Source organism: Nocardia pneumoniae NBRC 100136 (genome assembly GCF_000308755.1).
In the GTDB taxonomy this organism is placed as follows: Bacteria; Actinomycetota; Actinomycetes; order Mycobacteriales; family Mycobacteriaceae; genus Nocardia; species Nocardia pneumoniae.
In genome coordinates this window covers 21,376-46,522 of the sequence record NZ_BAGF01000067.1, presented here as the reverse complement: position 1 = coordinate 46,522, position 25,147 = coordinate 21,376, and the positions used below count along the sequence as shown (strand labels likewise).

The window sequence follows — 25,147 nt, the reverse complement described above, 5'->3', positions numbered from 1 at the left end:
TCTGGTCGTGATCACCCCTAGGGCGGCGGTCGTGATCGACGTAAAGGCCACCGCGCCGGAAGCCATGACCGGCGTTCTCTCGGTCCAGGCCAACGGCCGCTGGCGGCTGTCCGGGTTCGAGGGCGACCCGATCCCCGTCGGCGACGACGACAGCAGCCCGTTCGACCAGGTGACGAACAACGTCTTCAACCTGAAGGAACTGGTCCGCAAGCACCACCCCGAGGCGTACGTCGACGGCCTGATCGTGGTGGTGCCGCCCCGGGAATCGACCGTCACGTTGAACATAGAATCCCGGCGCAAGGGTTGCGGGGTGGTACTCGGGAACACTCCCGTCGAGTTGCGTGCGTGGTTCCACCGCACGGCGAGCCGAAAGCTCATCTGGACCGCCGAACGCGTGCACGCCCTGCTGGGCGATTTGAACCTCGCCGATCAGGTCAGCGTCGAAGACCTTGTCGCGGACGGTTTTCCGCCGGAGTCGACGTTGTGCGACGAGAGCGCGGTGGTGCTCGAAGGAGTAGCGCCGGTCGAGGGGCTGCCTTCTGCGGAAGACTCGGACGCGGTCGGCGTGGCTACTGATGTGGACGTGCCGTCGTCGCATTCCGCGCTCGAGCGGCCGGAATCGGTGCCGACAGCAATTGACGGCATGCTTTCCGCAGAAGATTCGGATGCGGTAGGCGTGCGTGCTGATGTGGACGTGTCGTCGCATTCCACATTCGAGCGGCCGGGTGTGGTGCCAACGGCAATCGATGGCACGCTTTCCGCGGACGGCTCGAATGCGGTAGGCGTACCTGCTGATGTGGACGTGTCGTCGCATTCCGCACTCGAGCGGCCGGGTGTGGTGCCAACGGCAATCGATGGCACGCTTTCCGTGGAAGGCTCGGATGCGGTCGGCGTGGCTACTGATGTGGAGGTGTCGTCGCATTCCGCACTCGAGCGGCCGGACGTGGTGCCAACAGCACCGGAACTCAGCGCATCCGGCTCGATGCAACCGCTGGAGAACGAGGACCTAGGGAATAGGGCGGCGGTCGAATCAGACCGGCCAGCACCGCCGCTCGCCGCGGCACACATCCGGGCGCGGTCCGAGACGTCGGAACCTGTTGCGTCAGACGCGACAGTCGATCCCGACCTGGTAGGCCGTCAACACGCACACACTTCGCCGTCGGTCGAGGATCGGCAATCGCTCGATATCGCGGAGGAGCCGGAAGGCAATGAGGCGGAACCGATATCGAAGCCGCATCACTTCGACGGTCTGCTCGCCCAAAGGTACGCACAGACGCAACGCGCCGAGCCCGACCCCTATGCGCCAATCTCCTTTGCATCGGGACCTGTAGCACCCGAACCCACGCGGTCGGATGCGACGCCGGATGTCGCAGAACCAGCAGCTCCGTTGTCGTCACCCTTCACGGACCGGTGGTCGTCGTGGATCGAGTCCGACGCCCAGCCATCGCGCCCTCACTCCACACCGTCACCTCTGCCGAATCTGCCGCAATGGTGGTCCGACGAGCAGACCGAAGCCCGTCCACCGCGACGACCCACCGCACCGCGCCTCGTCGAACGTCGCCCACGCATCGCCGATCTCCGGCAAATGATCACTGTGCCTCCACGCACGCGCACCAGCACGCCCGACCAACCAGGCCCGGTCCGCCACCGTCCCCAGCAGATCGCGGCGGTGGCATTGATCGCAGTCGTCATCGGCACCATCTGGGTGCTGGCCGCCGCCTGCTCCACCCCGCAGGGCGACGCCGTACAGCAGACCCCATTGCCCCCACCGACCACCGAGCCCCCGCCCACCACCGAGGTGGTCCCACCACCCCCAACCGTCACCGAAACCCCGGCTCGATTCGATCTACTGCCGCTGTGCCTCCCGTTCCGCTCTGATTGTTGACACCGTCGGCTGCTGGAGACCGTGTGGCGGTGTGCGGGCGGTCAGCGATGCTCCAAGCCCGGATCCGTGGACGCAAGTCTCGAGGAATACCCGCTGCATCAGTCATGTCGCCTGAGCGGTTCTGAGGGAACATCGTCGTAAAGACCCAAATCTTCGGAAATCCTGGTCAGCTCGGACAATCCGGCGGCACGCTCGGCACGGCGGTACTGCCGGAACGCCAACACGTCGGTCAGATGAACACCACGATGCCGTCCCGGCCGGGTGAACGGCATTGTCGACGCCGGACGAACAGGTGGGGACCTTCCGAGTAACCGCAACAGGTTCATGGCCCGAGGTAGAGTCGCTCGCAGGGCAGCCGAACGAGGCCGTGTGTAGGGCCGGGAATGACGGTGATCGGTTCGTGCTGGCGGGCGTGCCATTCGGTGATGAAGCGGAGTGCTGCGGTGCGGCAGGCGGCGTAGTCCAGCCGGGCTCCCCGCAGGATGATGCTCAGGTGAAAGTCGGGCTCGCCAGGACGAGGTGTCGCGGGGCCGCTCATGGCGCGCAGGCAATCAGGGCGTCGAGCACAGTCTTCAGGCATGGCCGGTAGCCGTCGCGAGCCGGTTCTATCCATCGGCGGTAGACGTGGTCACTGGGGGACGGGAGTGCGACAAGGCCGAGCGGCGGGATGATCAGCGAGTTGGTGCGCAGCAGAGTGCGTGCGTACAGCGAATTGTCCTCGGACTCAGCGGAATAGGCTGCGAGGAACGTGTATCGCCGCGATCGGTGCCACACGACCGGTCCTGCCAGCGACCGGGCAAGCAGATATTCACTGATCGCGCGGCCAAGTGGTTCCGGAGTTGTGAGCGCGCGGACTCGACCGCCGATAGTGACCGCGATCCGTCCGGATCCATCGATGTGGCACGGCAATTGGCACACGGTGCGGTAGTAGTGACAGCGGCCGAGCGCGTCCGCTACGGCGGATGCGGACATAGTGACCCCCTGGATGCCTGTTCATGTCTGTGGGTGCGCCCGGCCGACGTGATGACGGCGTCGGATCGGGTTGCGAAGGGTTTCGCGGCGTCACTTCCCTCCCGGGCGCATTGATAGCTTGACGCTTCAAACGAATGTGATCCACGGCGATCAAGAGATGTCTATGATGCGTCCATGCGACGCAAGCGGCTGATCGACGCGCGGAAGGCATCGGGGAAGACTCAGGAGCAGATCGCAGAGTTCGTGGGGGTCGACAGAACAACGCTAGGTAAGTGGGAGCGTGGTGAATCCACGCCGCAACTGACCCAGCGGGAGCGGTATGCCGAGGCGATAGGTGTGTCCATGCGGGAGTTGGATGCGATGCTCAATGGCATCGTGCCACAGGTTGACGAGATACCAGAGTGGTTGGTGGCGTACCTCGCAATGGAGCAGTCCGCGACCAAGATTCGCACACACGAGCCGAGGGCGGTGCACGGGCTACTGCAGACGCCTCGGTATCTCGCAAGCATGTGCAGCACGGTGGGCATTGTTGGCATGTCGGACACATCCACCCGACGGATGATCGACCAGCGACTCCATAGACAGAAGCGTGTACGCAATGGTGATCTGTCGATTGACGTTGTCCAGCCGGAGTCGGTTCTGCATCTTCGTATGGGCGACGGTTCGGTGATGGCAGAGCAGTTGACTGCGATGGCCGAACTAGCGGACCTGCCGAACGTAACGATCAGAATCAGCACCTTCGACACAGGAATGTACGAAGCCCTGCGGATGGGGGACTTCACGATCATGGCCCACCCGTGGGGAGGCTCTGAACGGGTGCATTTCGAAAGGCATGGTAGTGGACAGTTCATTACCGATGCGGCCGAAGTCGCCTCTTTCTCAGCTGTATTCGACCACGCGTGCCGGATCGCGTTGTCTCCAAAGGACTCACGTCAGTACATATTGCGGCTGGCCGAGAATTGGAGTAGGGATCGTACCGAGCCAGGCCGGGGTTCAGTGCTCGAGCCGGAGAGATGCTGAAGGACAGCCTAGACCCGTGGAGGTCGAGCTTCACCAACTCAGAGACTTGTCTTTGAATTGTCGCAACTCTGGGCGGCGTACTGGTCCGCAAGGGCAACGTACGGAAGCCGGACCCTGGAGTTCACCCGCGCCGAGTTCGCCGCCTGGCTGGAGGGGTGCAAAGCGGGCGAGTTCGACGATCTTGGCGTCTGAAGTGGCCCATGTTGGAATCGGAACATCGCTCGTCGCTCTGAGATCCCGCCTCTTGGGCACTGACATGCGGGAGGAGATCCGCATGGTTACTCCTGTCGCGCTGTGACCGACGACAGTGGACTCTCCGGCCCTGATGCGCTGAAAGCGGCATGCGCGGCATTCGGGATCGCCGCTGATGGCGCGCAACTGCTGCATCACCGGTCGAACGCGGTATACCTGCTATCGGATTCGGACAACGGCGACGTGATCGTGCGGCTCGCTCCGGACACGAACCTTCGGCGAGCACGTGCCAACACGAGCATCGTCGTCACCCGGTGGCTGAACGAACAAGGCGGTCATCCGATCGGGCTATGCCCGCTTCCCGGTGAGCAACCCGTCATCGCGGCCGGGGCGGTGGCCACCTTTTGGCCATACTGTCCGACGCGCACGCCAGCGACGTCGACTGATATCGCACAGGCGCTCCGGCGGTTACACCGCCTGCCGCGGCCACCCTTCCCGGTACCTGAATACAGACCATTGCATCGGTTGCGTGAGGCGCTCGCCTTGGACGGCAGCCGGACGCGGCCTGCGCTGGACATCGATGACCGTGTATGGATCGCCACCCGCGCCGCGGAACTCCTCGAGGCGTACTACGCCGCCGAGTTCCCGCTGGGCTATGGCCTGATCCACGCAGACGCCCACTCCGAGAACGCTGTCCAGCTAGATCACGGGTTCGTCCTGATCGACTGGGATCAGTGCTGCATCGGCCCACGGGAACTGGATCTCATCAGTGGACTGCCAGATCACTTTCACGCCCCAGAGATTGACCGGCGTCGGTTCCTCGACGCCTACGGATATGACCTCTTGGCTTGGCCACATTGGCATCTTCTCCGTGATATCGCCGAACTGCACTCTATCGGCGCGTATATCCGGCTGGCACCTGACAAGTCCGCGGCGGCCGAACAGCTGAGGATACGCATCTCGTCTCTGCGCAGCGGGGATCGCAAGGTGCAGTGGACGGCGGTGTCGTGAGAACATCCGGTACTGGCGGTTCCTGCAGGTTGTGGCCCGTGCAGGCCCTGCGGCTAGGTGGTTTCCCAACGGTCATTCCCTGATGGGAAGCCGTAAGCGCCAGTGTGAGGTTCAGTCTCAGATAGTTTTTCGAACAGCCAAAGCTCTTCAGAAATGGCGGAATGTGAAGGGGAGTGTTGTTCAGTCGCCGCTGAACCAAAGATATCCACGGCACTGGATCGCTTCGATCGCCAGAGAGCGCAAGCCCTCCCATACAGGCCGATGGGATTCGGAACGCGCCAGCATGGTATCGATTTCGGTGACCAGCGTCTTCAGCTGATACGCATTGAACATGGTGTCTGCATGCGGATGTATCGACTGAAGCAACGTGCCTTGGGGAGCTTCGGCACAGAGATCACCGAGAATCCCGGTCGGGTCTGGGTCGGCGCTGGCGATGGGCGAATGGTCCTGCGCCTGAAGAACGATATCGATTGCCACGATTCTCTTTCTATGGTATCGGGTACATGGTGATCACGCCGCCGTACTTGTCCTGCACAACCACGTAGCGTCTGGTCGGCGCACCGCCCGCTGACTTCGATAGATTGCCGATGCTGTGGTCAGCTTCCACTATCCGCTCATAATTTCCGTTCTTGTTCGGGCCTGTTGCAGGCTGGTTCTCGGCTGCTTCGACCAGCGCATCTATATCCTCTTCGGGATAGAAGATACTCTTCTTGTCGGTCACCTGGCTTCCGCCTGGGAAGTGTTTCGATCGGACATATTCTTCGGACTTGTCGGTCAGCGATGGATTTTGGATCTGCGAAGAAACGTCGGGGCCGCCGCTTGCTCGTTCGTCGTCATCGCCATCGATCAGCACCCGCATGGCGATGATGGTGGCGAGGGAGGTGGAGATGGAGGTCAGGTCGGGAACCTTGTCGAAGGCGCTGATGACGCCGACGGCACCGGCTGCGGCAGCAGTGAGGCCGACCACCCTGATGAGGTTGCTGGCCTGGTAGAGGCTGCGGATGGTCGCGATGGTTTCGGCGACGGCGGCGGCGACGCCTCCTCCCCCTGCGGCGAGGCTACCGCCGAAGCTGAGCAGGGCGGTGGCAGCGGCGGCTACCACGATCAGTCCGATTGCCCACTCGGCGGTGGTGATCGCGGATTGGATGCCGCGGCTGACGTCCAGGGTTCCGGTGTGGTAGCTCGCGACGGGCGCGGCAACGTTGAGTGATGCCGTAGCGACCCCGTCGGCGGCGGTGCGCAAGACATTGAACTGGTCCTGGATCATCTGTCGATTCAGCGGATCGTCCATGCCGTCGAACATGGCGGCGATCGCGCTGATGCGGGCGGCGGCGCCGGTGATGGTTTCGTTCTTGCCGAAGCTATCCCAGGTGGTAGATGCTTTGGCGAGTTTGTCGACGTCTCCGTTGGGAAGTTTTCCGAATTCTTCCAGGATCTTGGCAACGAGTACGGCGAAGAACTCCTCGACACCCCCGTTGTGCTTTACACCGCTTCCGTTGTCGCGCACCGATGTCGGGATCGTGACCTTGTATTCGGTCATCGCACGGACATCTGGGCGTGGCGGCGGCGGATTGCTCTTGTTCCTGATCCCGTGGTTGTAGCCGTTCGCGGCGAGGACGTAGCCGTAGTTGGTCAGGGCATCGGCCAGGTTCGTGCACGTCTGCATCGTGCTGCGCGCGACTTGATCATATTTCTCGCCCCATTGCTTGCAGCCGGGTGCGTCACCGGCCATGCCCGCGCATTCGCCTTTCACGGCGTCGTGCACTGGTTTGTCGGCTCGGCGGAGGTCGGCGGCGAGATCATGACACTTCTTGGCGGCGTCGTAGTAGACCTGCCAGTCGACGATCACGGCTGGCCGCCTCGCAGCATCTTGCGGTTGAGCTCGATCGCGTATGTGTAGTCTTCGTGCGCCGTGCGGGCGGCATCGCTCATGTCGCGGATGCCTTCGGCGAATTCGCGTGCACCCGTCGCCCATTGGCGGTGGGCGTCGGCATATGCCTGGGCGGCGACGCTTTCCCAGCCGCTGCCCTGCAAAGTCGCGACTTTGTCGTCGATTTCGTCGAGGTGGTCGGCGATGAATCCGGCAAGACCGGACAGGCGGGCGACGATCTGGTCGAGGTGGTCGAGGTCGACGGAGAACTGCGAGCTCATGGCAGATCCAGGCTGGAGGCGTTCAGGGCGGTGGCGGTGTTCTCGTCGCGGGCCTGGTAGGTGTCGGCGGTGACACCGAGCTTTTCGGCCATGCCGGTCAGCGCGGTGATGATCTGGACGCCGCCGTCATGGACTTCGGTCCACCCTTGGCCGAATTCAGCTGCCAGATCACCAGTCCAAGAGCCATTGACCAGGGAATCCACGTCCTTGGCAGCGGAATCCAGCGCCGAGCGCAGGGCTTCGGCCACGTCGTAGACGTACTGGCCTACCTCGCGCACCTTCTCCGGCACAACCGACAAGCTCGGACCAGGTCCCGGACTCCCCCCGTCGCTCATACGCCGAAGGGTACCGGGGGAGTCTCGAGGGTGTCTACTGCCGACTTCCACGTGTGGAGCTGGTCTCCTGAAACTGCAATACCGGGCCGGATCACTCTGCGAAAGAGAGAGATCCGCCCCGTTCCGGTCAGGACTACCCAGTCGGCCCAAACGCCTCCGCGATGATCTCCGCCTGTTCCGCCGCGTGCACCTTGCTGGACCCGAGGAGGGGGCCGACATGGCGCGGCGGGAGATACGGCACGCAGTTGGCCGCTCGGCAGACAGCTGAGTTCGGCGACTGAACCATCGACCTTGGGATTTACGTTTTGATGCCGTCGAATTCGGTTGCGAGGCAGAAGCTACGGGATTGCATGGTGTGGCGCTGGACAACGATCAACACTGGCTGGCACGCATTCACCCCAGTGCGTGTCATCTGTCCCATCGAACCCCGGAGACGGCATCACCGAGTCAATCGTCCAGTTCTTCACCGACAGAACCATTTATACCAAAGAGCGCTGACGCCCTTTCCGTGCGGGTGGTCGCTCGACCAGTAGCCGACCGAGTCGGGCAAGACAGCGCCGACGCATCCGCACAGTCTCGCAGTGCCGATGATCAGCGGAAATTGGAGTACATCGTGGCAGATCTCTTGCCGTTCGTGATCGCGGGAATCGTATCCGGCTCGGTTTATGGGCTGGCCGCGGTGGGTTTGGTGCTCACCTACAAGACGTCGGGAGTTTTCAACTTCGCCCACGGTGCGATGGCTACGGTGTCGGCGTACGCGTTCTACTCATTGCACGTCGTCAATGGCGTCGCCTGGCAGCTCGCCGCCGCGATCTGTGTTCTCGGCGTCGGTCCGGCCATGGGGTTGGCGCTGGAGTTGCTGGCTCGGGTCGTCGACCGCGCGACAGTGGAATTGCGGATCGCCGCGACGGTCGGCGTTCTGCTGGTTGTCGAGGCGGGGGTGACGCTGTTCTACGGGCGGACGACGACGCGCATCGTCCCGGTCGTTCTGCCGCAGGGGGGATTCGCCGCCTTCGGCGTGCAGGTGCAGTGGTCGGATGTCACCACGTTCGTGGTCGCGGTAGTCGCGACCGCCGCGTTGTCGGCCGCGCTGCGGTTCACCCGGCGCGGCATAGCCATGCGTGCGGTCGTCGGGAATGCCGCGTTGCTGGACCTGGCCGGAACCAGCCCGGTGAGCACGCGACGATGGGCCTGGTGCATCGGCACGGGTTTGGCGTCGTTGTCCGGGGTGCTGTTCGCACCGTTGATTCCGCTCGATCCCATGCAGCTGACGTTGCTGGTCGTCCAGGCGTTCGGAGCGGCGGCCATCGGCCGATTCACCAGTCTGCCATGGAGTTTCGGCGGAGGACTGGTCATCGGAGTGCTTGCCGCGCTGGCTACCCGCTACTTCACCACGGGGCTGGCTGCGGGAGTCCCCGCCGCATTGCCGTTCTTGGCGTTGTTCCTCGTATTGCTGATGATGCCGCGTCGCTACCTGGTGGACCGGGAACGGGCGGTCCGGCGGATCCGATCCGGCTGGACTACTCCGACACCGGTGCAATCCGTTGGCGGGGCCATCGTGTTGGTGGTGCTCGCGCTGGTTCCGTCGTTCGCGGGCATCCACCTGACGGATTGGACTGTAGCGCTGGCGATGACGCTCGTCTTCCTGTCGCTGGGCCTGCTGGTCCGCACGTCTGGGCAGGTCTCGCTGTGCCACGTGGCGTTCACCGCCATCGGTGCGTGCGCGTTCTCGCACTTCGCTGTCGATCGGGGATTGCCGTGGCCGCTGGCGCTCATCGGCTGCGGACTCGTGGTCGTGCCGATCGGTGCGGTGTTGTCGATTCCAGCCATTCGCCTCAGTGGCCTGTATCTGGCATTGGCGACCTTCGGATTCGGCGTCGTGCTGCAAGTGATGTTCTATTCCCAGCCCTATATGTTCGGCACCAGTGGCCTCGGCCTCGAGATGCCGCGCCCCAGCGTATTCGGGCTCGACTCCGACCCGGCGTTCTACCGGCTCGTGCTGGTGCTGGCCACCGTGGGCACCCTGCTGGTGGTGGCGTTGGACAAGAGCAGGCTCGGACGATTGCTCCGGGGTCTGGCCGAATCGCCGACCGCGTTGCGGACCAACGGTGTCACGATCGAAGTCACGCGCGTTCTGGTCTTCTGTGTTTCGGCGTTCCTCGCGGCGTTGGGTGGCGCACTCGCCGGAATGGCGCAGACCACCGCCTCGGCGACCAACTACCAGCCGCTGCTTTCGGTCACCTATTTCGCGGTCATCGTCATCATGGTGGGCCGGGAGCCATGGTATTCGCTGCTGGCCGCGGCGGCGCTCGTCCTGGTGCCGTCTTATCTTCCGGTCGCCGGGATGTCGCAGTGGCTCCAGGTCCTGTTCGGCATCCTGGTGGTGCTCCGTGCCGCCACCGCGAGCCGCCTGGAGGTTCCCGGACCGATCCGGTCCTGGCTTGACAGCGCGTTTCGCCGCGACCGGTCATCGGCGGTCGTCGCGGCGGAGCCGCCCACCAGGCAGCCCGCGACCGCGCTGGTGGTTCGCGATCTTTCGGTCCGCTTCGGCGGTGTGGTGGCCGTCGATGGCTTCTCGTTCGAGGCGCACACCGGGCGGATCACCGGACTTATCGGCCCCAACGGGGCGGGCAAGACCACCACGTTCGATGCCTGCACCGGTCTCGTACCGGCCAATGGCGAAGTGCGACTGCAGGATCGGGCGATCAGCCGAGCGTCGACCGCACGCCGTGCGCGGCTCGGCATCGGGCGAACCTTTCAGCGGACCGAGCTGTTCGATTCCCTTACTGTCGCCGAGAACGTCGCGATGGGAGCCGAAGGGCCACTCGCCGGGGCGAACCCGCTGGCACACCTGTTCGCGGCCCATGGACATTACCGGAAGACGCGCACCGCGGCGGCTTCCGCCATGGCGTTGTGCGGTATCGAATCCATCGCGCATACCCGCGTCGGTGCGCTGTCCACCGGGCAGCGAAGACTGGTCGAACTCGCCCGGTGTCTCGCCGGGCCGTATCGGATCCTGTTGCTCGACGAGCCGAGCGCGGGCCTCGATCGCTCGGAGACTGCGCGCTTCGGGCAGATCCTGCGAAACGTCGTCGCCGCGCGCGGCGTCGGGATCGTCCTGGTCGAGCACGACATGTCGCTGGTGCTCGAGATCTGCGACGAGATCTTCGTCCTCGACTTCGGTCGCCTGATATTCCGGGGCTCACCCGCGCAGGTCCGGGCTTCGGAGCTGGTGCAGCACGCCTACCTCGGCGAGCCCGTTACCGACGAACAACGGCTGGAGGTACCCGTAGCATGACCGGCACCGACTTCGCACTCGAATTGCGCTCGATCACGGCGGGATACGGCTCCACGATCGTGCTCCACGACGTCGACCTGGCGGTGCCACCTCGGTCGGTCGTGGCGTTGCTCGGGCCGAACGGTGCCGGAAAGTCGACGCTGCTGCGGGTGGCCTCCGGGCTACTGCGGCCGCGATCGGGGACAGTGTCGATCGGCGGCGCCGATCTGACCGGCGCTCCCCCTGCCCGCCGCACCCGCGCGGGGCTGTGCCTGATCCCCGAGGGCCGAGGGGTGTTCGCAGATCTGACGGTCCGCGAGAACCTGCGCCTGCTGACACCGCCGTGGCGCCGAGGTAGCGCCGACGAGGTGCTGGACGTCTTCCCCGCACTGCGGGCGAAGCTCGATCAACGGGCGGGTTCGCTGTCCGGTGGGCAGCAGCAGATGCTCGCACTGGCACGCGCGTGGCTGGCCGATCCGGCGGTTGTCCTGCTCGATGAGGTCTCCATGGGCCTGGCTCCCCTGGTTGTGGAGGAGATCTTCGCGGCGCTCGGCGAATTGCGTACCACCGGCTCGGCGATCGTGTTGGTCGAGCAGTACGTCGACCACGCCCTGACGATGGCCGACCACGTGGTGTTGCTCAGCCGCGGCACGGTCGCGTTCGCCGGACCCGCCACGGAGATCGACCGAGATGCCGTGCTGGAGAACTATCTCGGCATCGACAGCGGGCACACAGACTTGCCGGCATCGCCGGCGGGACACCCATGAACCGTTACCGGGCCATGGGCGTAGCGAATCGAATGTTCGGTATCCACAGAGGAGTGGAGCAATGAAGAAGAGAAGGTTCCTGTGGTACGTGGCTCCGGCGCTGGCGGCAGCGCTCGCGCTCACATCATGTTCCGCTGACTCGACGAGCGACGGGTCCACATCCATTGGCCCGGTGAAAGTTTCCGACGGCGGGCTTCAGGGCGATCCGATTCTCATCGGGTCGATTTGCAGCTGCACCGGCCCTGCCGCCGGATCGCTCGGACACGCCGCCAACGTGCTGCAGGCCTGGGCGTCCTCGGTCAATGATCATGGCGGAATCAATGGGCACCCGGTCAAGCTCATCTCCTACGACGACGAGCAGAATCCGACGACAGCGCTGGCGGTCGCGAAGAAACTGGTCGAACAGGACAAGGTGGTCGCGATCGTCGGCCAGACGAGCCTGGTCACTTCGAGTTGGCAGAGCTACGTCGACAGCAAGGGCATTCCGGTCATCGGCGGACAGCCCGTCGATGCCCCGTTCATCGCCGATCCGAACTTCTTCGCCTCCGGCACCACGCTGCCGGTGCTGATGCTGGGCGAGGTGGCCCAGGCCAAGAAGGCGGGCGCCAAGACCCTGGGCGTCTTCTATTGCGCCGAGATCCCGGTCTGCGAGCAGCTTCCACAGATGCTGGAGCCGATGGCAAAACAGGCCGGTCTCGGATTCGCCGCGGAGAAAGTCGCGATCGCCGCGCCGAACTACATCGCTCCATGCCTGGCATTCAGGGACAAGGGTGTCGACGCCGTATTCCCCGCCGTCTCGGTCGAGGCGATTTCGCGCATCGCGGCATCGTGCGCGCAGCAAGGCTACCAACCGATGCAGGCTCCTTCCGGCGCGAGCCTCCAGAAGGGATGGGCGGCGGACCCGAACTTCGACGGCAGCATCTTCGCAGGCTCCAACGCTTTGTACACCGATGACTCGAATCCGGCCATCAAGGCCTTCGGCGACGCACTCGACGAATACATTCCCGGCCTTCGGGCCAGCGGGGACTTCAGCGCGCCGCTGCTGTGGCCGTGGGCAGGCGGGCAGCTGTTCCTGGCGGCGGCCAAAGCCGCCAACCTTTCCCCGTCTTCGACGAGCGCCGATGTGATCAAGGGGCTGCGCGCTCTGCGCGACGAGACCCTCGACGGTCTCGCTCCGCCGCTGACCTTCCCGGAAGGCAAACCGGCGTTCCCGCTGTGCTACTTCACCGGAAACACCAAAGGCGGTGCATACCACTCCGACAACGGTGGTAAGCCGACATGCATCGACGAGGCGACCGCTGCTGCGCTGATGAAGGCGCTCGCGCCGTCCTGACGGTCCGAACCCAGGGCCGACTGTTCCGGTGTACGGCGAGGTGGCGGCTGTCCTCCGCCGCCTCGCCACCCTGGAAACAGAGGCTGTCAGGGGCTGATCCTGCCCAATAGTATTGGCAGAACGGGAAATTCGCTGGTGTAGGCGATCTCGGCTCCTCTACGGTAGCACCGTTGTCGGATCGGGCAACGGAGAGGAATATCGTGACCACCAAGCTGAACCAGCTCATCGCCGTCGAGAAGGGTGTGAAGTCTCAGGCGAACGCCGACCTGGCCGCCGCGTACCAGCGGGTGAGCAAGACCGAGCTGCTGGCCGGCATTGCCCGTACCTACCGGCCGTTGGACGACGAAGGTGAGGCGCTCCCGCCGGAGTCGAAGCGGGTGCAGGTCCGGGTCAGTGAGGTGATCGCGGACGTCACGGCAACCCTGACCAGGCTGTTGAACGTCACCGCAACGAAGGACGTGGCCAACTGCTCGGCGAAGGCCGACCTGGTGGTGGACGGAAACACACTGGCCACGGACCTGCCGGTGACCTATCTGCTGTTCCTGGAGAAGCAGCTGGGTGAACTGAAGTCGTTCATCGCCAAGCTGCCGACGCTCGACCCGGCCGAGGCTTGGTCGTTCGACGAGGTCGCGGATTGCTTCGCGACCGAGCCCAGCCAGACGGTGCGGACCAAGAAGGTGCCACGCAACCATGTGCTGGCCGCCGCCACCGACAAGCACCCGGCCCAGGTGCAGGTCTATCACGAGGACGTGGTGGTCGGACGCTGGACGACCACGAAGTTCTCGGGAGCGTTGCCGGCCAAGGAGGTCAGCGAGATGCGTGCTCGGCTCGGGAAGCTGACCGATGCGGTGAAGTACGCTCGGGAGGCAGCGAATTCGACCGCGGTGACCGACGTCGAGCCGGGCGAGGCAATCCTCGGCTACCTCTTCGGATAACCGGGGCCCACAGACTCCCCCTTCGGGGGGATGGAGCACAAGCTGAAATTGAAGCTCAAGCTGACGGCCGGGCAGTGCCCAGCCGATGAGACTCAAGCTCTTGCTCCAAGCTCAACAACACCATCGACCTCGAGCTCATGGGTGTGGACGCGACGCACCCCCGAAATCCCGGTTCGAGTCCGGGCAGCGCCTCTCCGTGGCGCTGTAGCGTAAAGGCAACGCGCGGGGTACATCATGCTGAGCCGCACTCGCGGGCGCAGTGGTCACAGATGGTGCAGCGATAGCTCAATCGGCAGAGCATCGGACTGTTGATCCGACGAGTGCGGGTTCGAATCCCGCTCGTAAACAGGAGGGGCCGGGCAGGGTATAGCCCGGCCCCTCCGCTTGCCGTCGCAGTTCGGCAGCTCGATCCCGACGTCGTGGTGATCGCTGACGGCAATGGCCATGGACGGCACTCATCCGCAATGACAGCGAGGCTTGGTTCCGGCGCTCTGAACCGTCGGGTTCCGAAAACGCGAACCGGGCCGAATCGCTTTGGGTAAGAAGCGATTCGGCCCGGCTTCGGGTCAGGGGACTACGCCGTCGGCTCGAACGCTTCGGCGATGATCTCCGCCTGTTCCACCGCGTGCACCTTGCTGGACCCCGAGGACGGGGCCGACATGGCGCGGCGGGAGATGCGGCGGAGTTTGCCGAGGCGGTCGGGGAGGACTTCCGGGAGGTTGAGGCCGAAGAAGGGCCAGGCGCCCTGGTTGGCCGGTTCCTCCTGGACCCAGACGAGGTCGGTGGCGTTCGGGTAGCCGCCGAGGGCCTCGTTCAGGCGGAAGGTGGGCAGCGGGTAGAGCTGCTCGATGCGGACGATGGCGACGTCTTCGCGCTTCTGCTTGGCCTTCTCGGCGGCCAGCTCGTAGTAGAGCTTGCCGCTGGTCATCAGGATGCGCTTGACCTTGCCGCGGTCGCCGATGCCCTGCTCGTAGGCGGGTTCGTCGAAGACCGAGCGGAACTTGCTCTCGGTGAAGTCCTTCAGATCCGAGACCACGGCCTTGTTGCGCAGCATCGACTTCGGGGTGAAGACGATCAGCGGGCGGCGGATGCCGTCCAGTGCGTGGCGGCGCAGCAGGTGGAAGTAGTTCGCCGGGGTGGACGGCACCGCGACGGTCATCGAGCCCTCCGCGCACAACTGCAAGAAGCGCTCGATGCGGCCGGAGGTGTGGTCCGGGCCCTGGCCCTCGTGGCCGTGCGGCAGCAGCAGCACGACGTCGGACAGCTGGCCCCACTTGGCCTCACCGGAGGAGATGAACTCGTCGATGATCGACTGCGCGCCGTTGACGAAGTCACCGAACTGCGCCTCCCACAACACCAGGGCGTTGGGGTTGCCCAGGGAGTAACCGTATTCGAAGCCGACGGCGGCGAATTCGCTCAGCGCGGAGTCGTGCACCGCGAACCAACCCGGGTTCTCGCTGCCGATGTTGTGCAGCGGGGTGTACTCCTCGGCGGTCTTGCGGTCGATGATCACCGCGTGCCGCTGGGTGAACGTGCCGCGGCGGGAGTCCTGACCGGTCAGGCGCACCGCGCGACCCTCGTCGATCAGCGTGCCGAACGCGAGCAGCTCGGCGAAGGCCCAGTCGACCTTGCCCTCGTAGGCCATCTCGCGGCGCTTCTCCAGCACCGGCTTGACGCGCGGGTGCACGTTGAAGCCGTCGGGCACGTTGAGGAACGCGTCGCCGATCCGTTGCAGGACCGCCTTGTCCACGGCCGTCACGACGGTCGCGGGCACCGGCTGGTCGCCCTCGACCGACTCGCTCGGCCCCGGCGAGTATTTCTCCAGCTCGCGGACCTCGTTGAACACCCGCTCCAGCTGGCCCTGGTAGTCGCGCAGGGCGTCCTCGGCCTCTTTCAGCGAGATGTCGCCACGACCGATCAGGCTCTCGGTGTACGCCTTGCGGACCGAGCGCTTGGTGTCGATGACGTCGTACATGTACGGCTGGGTCATCGACGGGTCGTCGCCCTCGTTGTGGCCGCGGCGGCGGTAGCAGATCATGTCGATCACGACGTCCTTGCGGAACTTCTGCCGGAAGTCGACCGCGAGACGCGCCACCCAGTCGCACGCCTCCGGGTCGTCGCCGTTGACGTGGAAGATCGGCGCGCCGATGAACTTCGCGATGTCGGTGGAGTACTCGGTGGAGCGGCTGTTCTCCGGCGAGGTGGTGAACCCGATCTGGTTGTTCACCACGATGTGGATGGTGCCGCCGACGCGGTAGCCGCGTAGACCCGACAGGTTCAGCGTCTCGGCGACCACGCCCTGACCCGCGAACGCGGCGTCACCGTGCAGCATCAGCGGCACGACCGAGTAGCCCTCCGGCCCGTCGCCCTTGTCCAGCAGGTCCTGCTTGGCACGGACCAGGCCCTCCAGGACCGGGTCGACCGCCTCCAGGTGCGAGGGGTTGGCGGTGAGCGAGACCTCGATCTCGTTGTCGCCGAACATCTGCAGGTAGGTGCCCTGCGCGCCGAGGTGGTACTTCACGTCGCCGGAGCCGTGCGTGGCCGCCGGGTTCATGTTGCCCTCGAACTCGGTGAAGATCTTCGAGTACGGCTTGCCGACGATATTGGCCAGCACGTTGAGGCGACCGCGGTGCGGCATTCCGATGACGACCTCGTCGAGGCTGTGCTCGGCGCACTGGTCGATCACCGCGTCCATCATCGGGATGACGGCCTCGGCGCCCTCCAGCGAGAAACGCTTCTGCCCGACGTACTTGGTCTGCAGGAAGGTCTCGAAGGCCTCCGCCGCGTTGAGCCGGTTCAGGATGTACTTCTGCTGTGCGACAGTGGGTTTCGCGTGCTTCTGCTCCACCCGCTCCTGGATCCACTGCAGCTGCTCGGGATCGAGGATGTGGGTGTACTCGACGCCGACGTGGCGGCAGTACGCGTCGCGCAGGATGGACAGCACGTCGCGCAGTTTCATCCGCTCCTGGCCGTGGAAGCCCGCCACGTTGAACGTGCGGTCCAGGTCCCACAGGGTCAGGCCGTGCTGGGTGACGTCGAGGTCCGGGTGGCTGCGGAACTTGTCCTTGACCAGCCGCAGCGGATCGGTGTCGGCCATCAGGTGGCCGCGGTTGCGGTAGGCCGCGATCATCTCCAGCACGCGGGCGCTCTTGTCGACGCCGCGTTCCCGGATGTCCTTGCGCCAGCGGACCGGCTCGTACGGCACGCCGAGACCGTGGAAGATCTCGTCGTAGAACTCGTCGGCGATGAGCAGTTGGTGGATGGTCCGGAGGAAGTCACCGGACTCCGCGCCCTGGATGATGCGGTGGTCGTAGGTGGAGGTGAGCGTCATCAGCTTGCCGACGCCCAGTTCGGCGATGCGCTCGTCGCTCATGCCCTGGAACTCGGCGGGGTACTCCATCGCGCCGGCGCCGATGATCGCGCCCTGACCGTTCATCAGGCGCGGCACCGAGTGCACGGTGCCGATGGTGCCCGGGTTGGTCAGCGAGATGGTGACGCCGGAGAAGTCCTCGGCGGTGAGCTTGCCGTCGCGGGCGCGGCGGACGATGTCCTCGTAGGCGGTGTGGAACTGGCCGAAGGTCATCTCCTCGCAGCCCTTGATGGCCGCGACGACCAGTGCGCGGTTGCCGTCCTTACCGGGCAGGTCGATGGCGAGGCCGAGGTTGGTGTGCGCGGGGGTGACCGCGTTCGGCTTGCCGTCGATCTCGGCGTAGTGCCGGTTCATGTTGGGGAACGCCTTGACCGCCTGCACGATGGCGTAGCCGAGCAGGTGGGTGAAGGAGATCTTGCCGCCCCTGGTGCGGGCGAGGTGGTTGTTGATGACCAGACGGTTGTCGATCATCAGCTTGGCCGGGATGGCGCGCACGCTGGTCGCGGTGGGGATGCTCAGCGAAGCGGCCATGTTCTTCGCGACCGCAGCGGCGGCGCCGCGCAGCACCTTGGCCTCGTCTGTGGCGGTGTCGGCCTGCTGCTTCGGGCCGGAGGTGGGCGCGGCGTTCGACGTGGGCGCGGGGGTGGTCTGCGGAGTGCGGGCGGTCACCGCCGCGGGCTTCGGAGCGGGCTGGGCGGGCGCTTTCGGAGCCGCGGGCGCGGGGGCCGGAGCGGGGGCAGGCTTGGCGGCGGCAGGCTTGGGGGCCGGGGTGACCGGAGCCGGAGCCGGAGCGGCGGCCTGCGCCGGAGCGGGGGCGGTCTGGCTGTTGCCGGAGTCGCCACTCGCCTCAGGCGTGTAGTCGGCCAGGAACTCGTGCCAGCTCTCGTCGACGGAAGATGGATCCTGTTTGAACTTCTGATACATCTCGTCGACCAGCCATTGATTCTGACCGAACTGGGAAGTTGAGCTGCTCACAGCAGGTGTTCGCCTCATTTCGTTCTTCGCGCTGCGACGTTTGTGACGTGCCCGGCACGGGGATCAGCGGATGCGCGCCGATGCGCCCTATCTGAGGATAGGCCCAGCAGCAAATCGGCGGATTCACTGACCACCCGACACCCCCGACCTCATAGGTGACGACTCGTCAGTACTCGAGAATATTCCCCCGGACTCGCGCGCCGCTGCCCACAGTCGGGCATACGGTCCGCCCGCGGCGAGGAGCTCCGCGTGGGGGCCGAATTCCACGATCCGGCCGTGGTCGACCACGGCGATCCGGTCGGCGCGCGCGGCGGTGCCGAGCCGGTGCGCGACGATCACGGTGGTGCGGTCGCGACTCAGCGATCGGCTCGCTGCCAGCACCGATGCCTCGGTCTCCGGGTCGAGCGTCGCGGTGGCCTCGTCGAGCAGCAGCAAATCCGGGGCCACCAGTTCGGCGCGGGCCAGCGCGATCAGCTGACGCTGGCCCGCCGACAGGCCGCGGCCGCGTTCGCCGACCGGCTGGCGCATCCCGAGCGGGAGGGCGGCGATCATGTCGGTCGCGCCCACCGCGGCGGCGGCCGCGGCGATCTCCTCGGCGGTCGCGAATGGTTTCCCGAATGCAATGTTGCTCGCCACGTCTCCGGTGAACAGGTGAGCTTCCTGCGGGACGATGCCGAGCCGCGACCGGTAGTCGGCGAGGCGGTAATCGCGGATGTCGGCGTCGTCCACACGGATCGCGCCAGGGTCCGAGTCACGGTCACCGTTGCTTTTCGAACTGGCGGCCCTGTGCTGTGGCGCGCTGGCCGCCGCCGCTGGGGTCTGCGGGAAATCCAGCTCTTCCGGGTGCCCGCCGGACGGGTTCGACGCGTGCCGGGGCAGGTCGTACAGACGCGCCAGCAACTTCACGACGGTCGACTTGCCCGCGCCGGTCGGCCCGACCAGCGCCAGGGTGGAACCCGCCGGGATGTGCAGGGAAACGCCGTCCAGGGCCGGAACCCGGCTGCCCGCGTACCGGAACCGGACGTTGTCGAAGGCGACATCGCCGTGCAAACCCTGCGCGATCGGCACCGGATCGGCCGGATCGGCGGTGATCGAGGACGGCGTGCGCAGCAGATCCCCTATCCGGCGCAGACCGACTCTGGCCTGCTGATAACTGTCGAAGACCTGGGACAGCTGCAGGATCGGACCGAACAGCAGTTGGAGATACAGCACGAACGCGACCAGCGTCCCCGCGCTGGTCGCACCGGCGGCGACCTCGCGCGCACCGAAGAACACCACCGCGGCCAGCGCCACGTCCGCCCATCCGACGACGAACGCGAAGTACAGCGCGATTGCCCGCTGGGCTCGCAAACGGCTGTCGCGGTAGCGCTGCGAATACTCCGCGAAGCGGCGGGCCGCGCGGGGCTCGTGCCGGTTCGCCTGCACCGCGCGCAACCCCGTCACGTTCTCTTGGAAGTCGGCGTTGACCGCCGACACGTGCTCTCGCGAGACGGTGTACGCGATGGACGACACCCGCCGGAACAGCACCGTCGCGATCACCAGCGCGGGCACCGTCGCCAGCACGACCAGCGCCAGCGAGACATCGATGACCAGCAACGCGACCGCGATGCCGACCAGCGTCAGCAGGCCGACCAGGGTGGTGGCCACCCCGGTCTGCAGAAACGTCGACAGCGCGTCGACGTCGGTGGTCATCCGGGTCATGATCCGCCCGGACAGCTCGCGTTCGTAGTAGTCCAGCCCGAGTCGCTGGAGATGCGCAAAGCTGCGGACCCGCAAGCCGAACAGCATCCGTTCCCCGGTACGCGCGGTCAGCACGGTGGTCGCGGCGCCGACAGCCCACCCCGCGGCGGCGAGTACCGCGCCGAGCAGCGTCGCGCGGACCAGCGCCGCGGAATCCTCGCCCAGCACGCCACCGTCGATCGCGTAACGCACCAGTGGCGGGAATGCGATGCCGATCACCGCGTCGGCCGCCAGCAGCGCCATGACCGTCAGGACCAGCCAGCGCACGGGGCGCAGCATGCGGCGCAGCCCGAAGCGCGGATCGGGCGCACGGAAACGATCGACGTCCAGGCCGGGTTGCTCGGTGGCTGGTGGCAGGCGCTCGATGGTGCGGCGTAGTTCCGGGGTCTCGCTGACGTCGGCCGCCGCGCCCGCGAAGCGGCCGCCGTCGGAACGACTTGGTGCTCGCCCCTTTTCGGCCCCGGACGCGGTGATGTCCGGCGCCGGGGCGACGTGTCCGGCGGGCGCGGGCAGCCTGATCACGCGGTCGGCGTGGGCGAGCGTCGATTCCCGATGCGCCAGGATCAGCGTGGTCCGCCCGCCGCGGTCGGGCAGCGCGTCGAAGATCGCCGCCTCGGTCACCGCGTCCACCGCCGAGGTGGCGTCGTCGAGCACCAGGATGCGCGGGCGCGCCAGCAGTGCTCTGGCCAGCGCGATCCGCTGCCGCTGGCCGCCGGAGAGGGTCAGGCCGCGCTCGCCGACCACCGTGTCGTATCCGTCCGGAAGTTCGGTGATGAACTCGTCGGCCGCGGCTTGCACGGCCGCCTGCCTGATCTCCTCGTCGGTGGCCTCCGGCCGCCCGAGTGCGATGTTGGCGGCGATCGTGTCGGAGAACAGGAAGGGATCGTCGAAGACGACACCGATGGCCGCGCGCAGGTCGGCGGCGCGCACGTCGGCGATGTCGACACCGACCGTTTCCGCCGTGAGTGTCGTGGCGCGTGCGCCATTCCGTGCGACGGTGAACGCATCCACAGGGTCCGTGCTCGGCCGCATCGCTGCCGATGCGTCGGCCATGTCGGTGTTCGCCGCGGTGCGTGAACTGTTCCGCGTGACGGTGAACGGGTCAGCCGAGTCGGTGGGCGGCGAGGGGTGTGGATTGTTCCGCGCGGCGGTGAACACGTTCGCCGGATCGGCGCTCGATGCGTTGCTCGACCGGCTCCGATTGACAGCCGATGCGTCGGCCATGTCGGTGTTCGCCGCGGTGCGTGAACTGTTCCGCGTGACGGTGAACGGGTCAGCCGAGTCGGTGCGCGGCGCGGGGTGTGGACTGTTCCAGGTGTCGATGAACCCATCGCCCGGGTTGGTGCGCCGCGGCGCGGCATCGGCGAACAGCCGGATGTGGCCGGAGTCCGGTGCGTAGAACCGGGGCAGCAGCAGGGCCAGCGTGGATTTGCCCGACCCGGCGGGGCCGATGACGGCCACCGTCTCCCCGGGCCGGATGCGCAGGTCGAGTTCGCGCAGAACGGGCTGATCGGGATCGAAACCGAAAGTGACCGCGTCGAGTTCGATGCCGAGCGGTCCGTCCGGCAGCTCCACCGGGCGATCCGGGTCGGCGATGACCGGCGCGGTGTCGATCACCTGGAACACCCGTTCGGCCGCCGCCCTGGTCAGCTGGGCCATGACGATCACCGACGAGAGGATGCGCGCGGTGCCGGTCATGACGGCGACGTACGCGGCGAACGCGACGAAGGTGCCGATCCCGATGCTGCCGTGCAGGGCGAGCAGTCCGCCGAGCGCGATGACCGCGACCATGCCGAGCTGCGGAATCGTCGCGACCGTCGGCGCGAAGCGGGCGTCGATCTTCGCGGCGCGCATCCGCTCCGCGAACAGGGTGCGGCCGTGGCGCTCCAGCAGGTCGACCATCCGGGCTTCCTGACCGAAGCCCTTCACCACCCGCACCCCGGTGACCGTCTCCTCGACGTGCTGGGCGAGGTCGGCCGCGCGCTGCTGGGCGGACCAGGTCGCCGCGTGCAGGCGCGGGCGCATCCGATAGACCACCAGTCCGATCGCGGGCACCACCAGCAGCGCGACGGCGGCCAGGGGCGGTGAGAGCCAGATCATGACCACGGCGGCCAGCACGAATTCCAGCAGCGCCATGCCCGACAGCGGGGCCATCGCCATCAGGCCCTGGACCAGCTGCAGATCGGTGATCGACCGGGACACCACCTGCCCGGTGCGCAAGGTGTCCTGGCCGATGCCGTCCAACCGTTGCAGTGACCCGAGCAGGTTCACGCGCAGCGCGTGCTGCACGTCCAGGGACAGCCGTCCGGCCAGCAATCTCCGCCCGAATCCGGCCGCGGAACGGCCGACGGCCAGCGCCAGGAACAGGCCCGCGACCGCGCCGATCGCCGCGGTGTCACCGATCCCGGCCGCGTCGATCGCCTTCTTGGTCAGCAGCGGCCCGGCCGTCTCGATGACCGCGCCGCCGAGAATCGCCGCCGCGATCCCGGCGAGCACCGCGCGGTGGGGCCGGCACTCGGCCCACACCCTGCGTATCCATCCCGGTCTGCCGCCCCCGTCGACCACGTCCGCTCGCCCCCTTCGTCGTACCGCGTTCCTCATCGACGGTACCGACGCCCACCGACAGGCCGTTGTTCCCGGCGTGGGGTCACGTCACAGGTCGCGGGTGCGCAGGCTCCACCAGCTCGCGGCGCCCAGGCCGATGGTCCACAGCAGCAGCACTACGACGGCGGCCGGGGTGGGGGCGAGGAAATCGCTGTCCGGGAAGGAGCCGACGGCGATGGTGCCGACGGTGGCGGAGACGGGCAGCACGGTCACCACACCTGGGATGCCGAGACCACGGCTGACCAGCCACAGCAGGGGTTCGGCGAGTCCGATCCAGCCGAGCAGCAGCGCTGCCGCCTTGGCGGAGGACCGCGCCAGGATGCCCGCGCTCGCGCCGATCAGCGACCAGCACACCGCGGCGAGCAGCCCGCCGCCGAGCACGGCGAACAACTCCGCGGTGACGGCGATCTTGTCGCGACCCGCGCCGAACAGGCCGCCGAGGGAGACCAGTTCCACGGCCACCCCGGCCGCCACCGCGCAACTCCCGATGACCAGGAACTTCGCGGCCGCCAGCCGATCGCGGTCTGCGGTGAACAGCACGCTCACCGGCATCGTGTGGTACCGGTACTCCGCCCCGGTGCCCACCGCGCCGAAGACGGCGGCCGCCAGCGCGACCACGCCCAGAGCGACGTAGAGCCCGATCGTCGCGGCGCCGGTGGCGGGCTCGCCGCGCGGGTCCGGTGGTCCGGCCAGGCTCGCCGAGGCGATGCTCGCGATCAGCGCGATCGCGAGCACGGTGGCCGCGAGTACCTGGCCGCGCGGCATCGTGACGACCTTGCGGATCTCGGAGTTGACGGTCGGCACCAGGTCCGCGGGCAGGATTGCGATCATCGTGGGATTCCGTAGGGCAGCGGCGACGGTTGCTGGGTGCTGGGCGCGGCGAGGCCGGGGTAGTGCGGCGCGGGCGCGGCGGTGGGTCTGGTCAGCGACGCGAGCACCCGGTCGGGGTGGATGGGGTCGGCGACGATGCTGTCGATCCGCACTTTCGCCGCGGTCGCGGCCGCTCTGATCTGCGCCTCGGTGGCCTCGGCGACCGCGAGGCGGCCATCCGGGCGGATCACCGCGTCGGTGAATCCCTGTGCCGCGAGCATGGTCGCCAGCGCGATGGGCGGTGACGCGGCGACGACCAGCCGGTCCGGATGTCCGCGCCGCAGCCGAGCCGGGCTGCCCTGGTACACCACCGCGCCCTCGTTCAGCACGATCAGGTGGTCGGCGCCGGGCAGCACGGCGGCGAGGCTCTCGCTGGACAGCAGGGCGCTGCCGCCGCGGCGGGTGTGCCTGCGCAGGAATTCCTGCAACCAGCCGCGTTCGGCGGGGTCGAGCCCGTCCATCGGATCGTCGAGCACCAGCAGCGGGGGATCGCCGAGCAGCGCGGCGGCCAGCGCGAGCCTGGTCTGCTGCCCGATCGACAGATTGACGATCTTGGTCGCGCCGTGCTCGTCCAGCCCGACGAGTTCGAGCACCTCGCCCACGCGTGCGTCCAGGAGACCCGCCGCGGCCGCGTAGATCAGCAAGTGCTGCCGCGCAGTCCGAGCCGGAAGCAGTCCACGGGGCGCGAGCACACCGCCGACCACCCGCGCGGAAACAGCGGCGTCGGGTCGCGCCGAGCCGGGTCCGCCCAGTGACGCGGTGCCGGAACTGGGGGCGACGAGTCCGAGCAGCGCCCGCAGGATGGTGGTCTTGCCCGCCCCGCGCGGACCGACCAGTGCCGCGGTGGTGCCGGAGGGCACGGTGAAGCTGACGTCCGTCACGGCGGTCGCCAGGTCGTACCGCTTGGTCAATCCCCGGACCGCGAACGCGACCGGACGAGCCGCGCTCATCGTGGCGTGGCCGGAGGTTGCGGCTTCGCCGGGTCGATCGCGGTGAGCGGATCGGCGTCGATGATCAGGTGCCGGTCGGCGGGCCAGGTGACCGGTGGCGGCCCGAATGCCTTGCGCGCGTTGGTGATCGTGGCCTTGCCGAGCGCGCGGTTGCCCGCGCCGCCGATCACGGCGCCGATGCCAGCGGGCAGCACCTTGCCCGCCATCAAGGCGGCGCGCTTGGTGATGAATCGGATGATGAACCGCTTCAGCAGCGAATCGTTCATGCTCGACAGCCCGGGAATCCGGTTGGCGAACGCCGTGCCCCAGTTCTTCGCGGAGGTGCCGACGGTTTTCTGCACGATCTCCATGCCGCTCTCGCCCAGCACCACGGCCAGCACCAAGGCCCTGCGCTGCTCCTGATCCTGCGGCGAAATGCCGTGCACCGCGGCCACCGCGAGGGTGAACACCGCCGACGCCTCCATGAAGAAGGTGGTTTCCGCGCTCACCGCGGCGACCGCGGCGATGGTGCCGACGCCGGGGAGCGCGGCGGTCGCGCCCACCGCGCCACCGCTGCCGGTCACCGCGAGCAGGTATTGCTTCTCCAACCGCTCGATGATCTGCGCGGGGTTTTCGTCGGGGTGGGAGCGCCGGATCCGATCCACGTACTTGGCCACCGCGGGCGCCTGCAAGCGTGACCCGGTATCGAGCAGCTCGACCACCGTTTTCTCGAACGCACCTTTGAGCATCGGCGGCATCCTCCTCTTCCGGTCTGCTGGGT

The 25,147-nt window shown here is 66.8% G+C and carries 18 protein-coding genes and 1 tRNA gene; 9 read left to right on the top strand and 10 right to left on the bottom strand.

The genetic code is table 11. The features are described 5' to 3' along the window. Window positions 1-1,885: nuclease-related domain-containing protein (locus ON34_RS21440; protein WP_218003921.1), on the top strand; the 1,885-nt coding region annotated here is incomplete at its 5' end. Between the two features lie 322 nt (window positions 1,886-2,207). On the opposite strand, the gene ON34_RS21435 is transcribed toward ON34_RS21440, so the two are convergent. Then, on the bottom strand, window positions 2,208-2,423 hold the full coding sequence (locus tag ON34_RS21435) for a hypothetical protein (protein ID WP_040782119.1): 216 nt from the start codon (window positions 2,421-2,423) through the stop codon (window positions 2,208-2,210). A 608-nt stretch (window positions 2,424-3,031) separates the two neighbouring features. Here ON34_RS21435 and ON34_RS21425 point away from each other — a divergent pair. The 3 genes from ON34_RS21425 (at window position 3,032) to ON34_RS21420 (ending at window position 5,080) form a co-directional block, all read left to right on the top strand. Further along, window positions 3,032-3,877, top strand: a complete 846-nt coding sequence (locus ON34_RS21425) for a helix-turn-helix domain-containing protein (RefSeq protein ID WP_040782117.1) — start codon at window positions 3,032-3,034, stop codon at window positions 3,875-3,877. A 57-nt stretch (window positions 3,878-3,934) separates the two neighbouring features. After that, window positions 3,935-4,069 (top strand): hypothetical protein, encoded by a 135-nt coding sequence (locus ON34_RS38140; RefSeq protein ID WP_281032459.1) that lies wholly within the window; start codon window positions 3,935-3,937, stop codon window positions 4,067-4,069. 102 nt (window positions 4,070-4,171) lie between these two features. Beyond that, on the top strand, window positions 4,172-5,080 hold the full coding sequence (locus ON34_RS21420; protein WP_040782114.1) for a phosphotransferase: 909 nt from the start codon (window positions 4,172-4,174) through the stop codon (window positions 5,078-5,080). A gap of 180 nt (window positions 5,081-5,260) precedes the next feature. Here the strand turns inward: ON34_RS21420 and ON34_RS21415 are convergent, their stop codons facing one another. From ON34_RS21415 to ON34_RS21400, 4 genes are read right to left on the bottom strand one after another with little or no spacing between them, the layout of a single operon-like run. Continuing rightward, the gene (locus ON34_RS21415; protein ID WP_040782111.1) at window positions 5,261-5,557 is read right to left on the bottom strand and encodes a hypothetical protein; all 297 of its coding nucleotides are present in this window, start codon (window positions 5,555-5,557) and stop codon (window positions 5,261-5,263) included. 10 nt (window positions 5,558-5,567) lie between these two features. Continuing rightward, window positions 5,568-6,929, bottom strand: a complete 1,362-nt coding sequence (locus tag ON34_RS21410) for a hypothetical protein (RefSeq protein WP_051022942.1) — start codon at window positions 6,927-6,929, stop codon at window positions 5,568-5,570. Next, window positions 6,926-7,231 carry a WXG100 family type VII secretion target gene (locus tag ON34_RS21405; RefSeq protein ID WP_040782108.1) on the bottom strand — a complete coding sequence of 102 codons (306 nt, stop codon included), beginning with the start codon at window positions 7,229-7,231 and terminating at the stop codon, window positions 6,926-6,928. The genes ON34_RS21410 and ON34_RS21405 overlap by 4 nt, the downstream gene beginning before the upstream one ends. Then, window positions 7,228-7,566: an ESX-1 secretion-associated protein gene (locus tag ON34_RS21400; protein WP_040782105.1), complete on the bottom strand. Its 339-nt coding sequence runs from the start codon at window positions 7,564-7,566 to the stop codon at window positions 7,228-7,230. The genes ON34_RS21405 and ON34_RS21400 overlap by 4 nt, the downstream gene beginning before the upstream one ends. Window positions 7,567-7,921: 355 nt before the next feature. On the opposite strand from ON34_RS21400, the gene ON34_RS21395 reads away from it, so the two are divergent. From ON34_RS21395 to ON34_RS21375, 5 genes are all read left to right on the top strand, one after another. Continuing rightward, window positions 7,922-10,864, top strand: a complete 2,943-nt coding sequence (locus ON34_RS21395) for a branched-chain amino acid ABC transporter permease/ATP-binding protein (RefSeq protein WP_245548121.1) — start codon at window positions 7,922-7,924, stop codon at window positions 10,862-10,864. Then, window positions 10,861-11,610, top strand: a complete 750-nt coding sequence (locus ON34_RS21390; protein ID WP_040782102.1) for an ABC transporter ATP-binding protein — start codon at window positions 10,861-10,863, stop codon at window positions 11,608-11,610. The genes ON34_RS21395 and ON34_RS21390 overlap by 4 nt, the downstream gene beginning before the upstream one ends. An 88-nt stretch (window positions 11,611-11,698) precedes the next feature. Next, window positions 11,699-12,943: an ABC transporter substrate-binding protein gene (locus ON34_RS21385; protein ID WP_157172367.1), complete on the top strand. Its 1,245-nt coding sequence runs from the start codon at window positions 11,699-11,701 to the stop codon at window positions 12,941-12,943. Between the two features lie 200 nt (window positions 12,944-13,143). After that, entirely contained in the window at window positions 13,144-13,878 is a 735-nt protein-coding gene (locus tag ON34_RS21380) for a DUF7873 family protein (protein WP_040782097.1), read from the top strand. Window positions 13,879-14,157: 279 nt separating this feature from the next. Beyond that, window positions 14,158-14,223: transfer RNA gene (locus tag ON34_RS21375), tRNA-Asn, on the top strand. 229 nt (window positions 14,224-14,452) lie between these two features. Here ON34_RS21375 and ON34_RS21370 read toward each other — a convergent pair. The 5 genes from ON34_RS21370 to ON34_RS21350 all read right to left on the bottom strand — a co-directional run bounded on the left by ON34_RS21370 (window position 14,453) and on the right by ON34_RS21350 (window position 25,115). Next, window positions 14,453-18,241 (bottom strand): multifunctional oxoglutarate decarboxylase/oxoglutarate dehydrogenase thiamine pyrophosphate-binding subunit/dihydrolipoyllysine-residue succinyltransferase subunit, encoded by a 3,789-nt coding sequence (locus ON34_RS21370; protein ID WP_063821720.1) that lies wholly within the window; start codon window positions 18,239-18,241, stop codon window positions 14,453-14,455. A 105-nt stretch (window positions 18,242-18,346) separates the two neighbouring features. Beyond that, window positions 18,347-22,564, bottom strand: coding sequence for an ABC transporter ATP-binding protein (locus tag ON34_RS37715; RefSeq protein ID WP_085997120.1), 4,218 nt, complete (start codon window positions 22,562-22,564; stop codon window positions 18,347-18,349). A 51-nt stretch (window positions 22,565-22,615) separates the two neighbouring features. Beyond that, a complete protein-coding gene (locus ON34_RS21360; protein WP_040782093.1) occupies window positions 22,616-23,398 on the bottom strand; it encodes an ABC transporter permease in 783 nt (260 codons plus the stop codon). Then, window positions 23,395-24,387, bottom strand: coding sequence for an ATP-binding cassette domain-containing protein (locus ON34_RS21355; protein WP_040782090.1), 993 nt, complete (start codon window positions 24,385-24,387; stop codon window positions 23,395-23,397). The genes ON34_RS21360 and ON34_RS21355 overlap by 4 nt, the downstream gene beginning before the upstream one ends. Further along, complete coding sequence (locus ON34_RS21350; protein WP_051022941.1) at window positions 24,384-25,115, bottom strand: hypothetical protein; 732 nt, start codon at window positions 25,113-25,115, stop codon at window positions 24,384-24,386. The genes ON34_RS21355 and ON34_RS21350 overlap by 4 nt, the downstream gene beginning before the upstream one ends. Window positions 25,116-25,147: the final 32 nt, after the last annotated feature.

What these genes read in the sequence shown, in the direction of transcription:
- ON34_RS37715 (WP_085997120.1), bottom strand. Translation starts at nt 22,564, where the DNA reads ATGAGGAACGCGGTACGACGAAGGGGGCGAGCGGACGTGGTCGACGGG.
- ON34_RS21400 (WP_040782105.1), bottom strand. Translation starts at nt 7,566, where the DNA reads ATGAGCGACGGGGGGAGTCCGGGACCTGGTCCGAGCTTGTCGGTTGTG.
- ON34_RS21390 (WP_040782102.1), top strand. Translation starts at nt 10,861, where the DNA reads ATGACCGGCACCGACTTCGCACTCGAATTGCGCTCGATCACGGCGGGA.
- ON34_RS21350 (WP_051022941.1), bottom strand. Translation starts at nt 25,115, where the DNA reads ATGCTCAAAGGTGCGTTCGAGAAAACGGTGGTCGAGCTGCTCGATACC.
- ON34_RS21370 (WP_063821720.1), bottom strand. Translation starts at nt 18,241, where the DNA reads ATGAGGCGAACACCTGCTGTGAGCAGCTCAACTTCCCAGTTCGGTCAG.
- ON34_RS21405 (WP_040782108.1), bottom strand. Translation starts at nt 7,231, where the DNA reads ATGAGCTCGCAGTTCTCCGTCGACCTCGACCACCTCGACCAGATCGTC.
- ON34_RS21425 (WP_040782117.1), top strand. Translation starts at nt 3,032, where the DNA reads ATGCGACGCAAGCGGCTGATCGACGCGCGGAAGGCATCGGGGAAGACT.
- ON34_RS21355 (WP_040782090.1), bottom strand. Translation starts at nt 24,387, where the DNA reads ATGAGCGCGGCTCGTCCGGTCGCGTTCGCGGTCCGGGGATTGACCAAG.
- ON34_RS21435 (WP_040782119.1), bottom strand. Translation starts at nt 2,423, where the DNA reads ATGAGCGGCCCCGCGACACCTCGTCCTGGCGAGCCCGACTTTCACCTG.
- ON34_RS21360 (WP_040782093.1), bottom strand. Translation starts at nt 23,398, where the DNA reads ATGATCGCAATCCTGCCCGCGGACCTGGTGCCGACCGTCAACTCCGAG.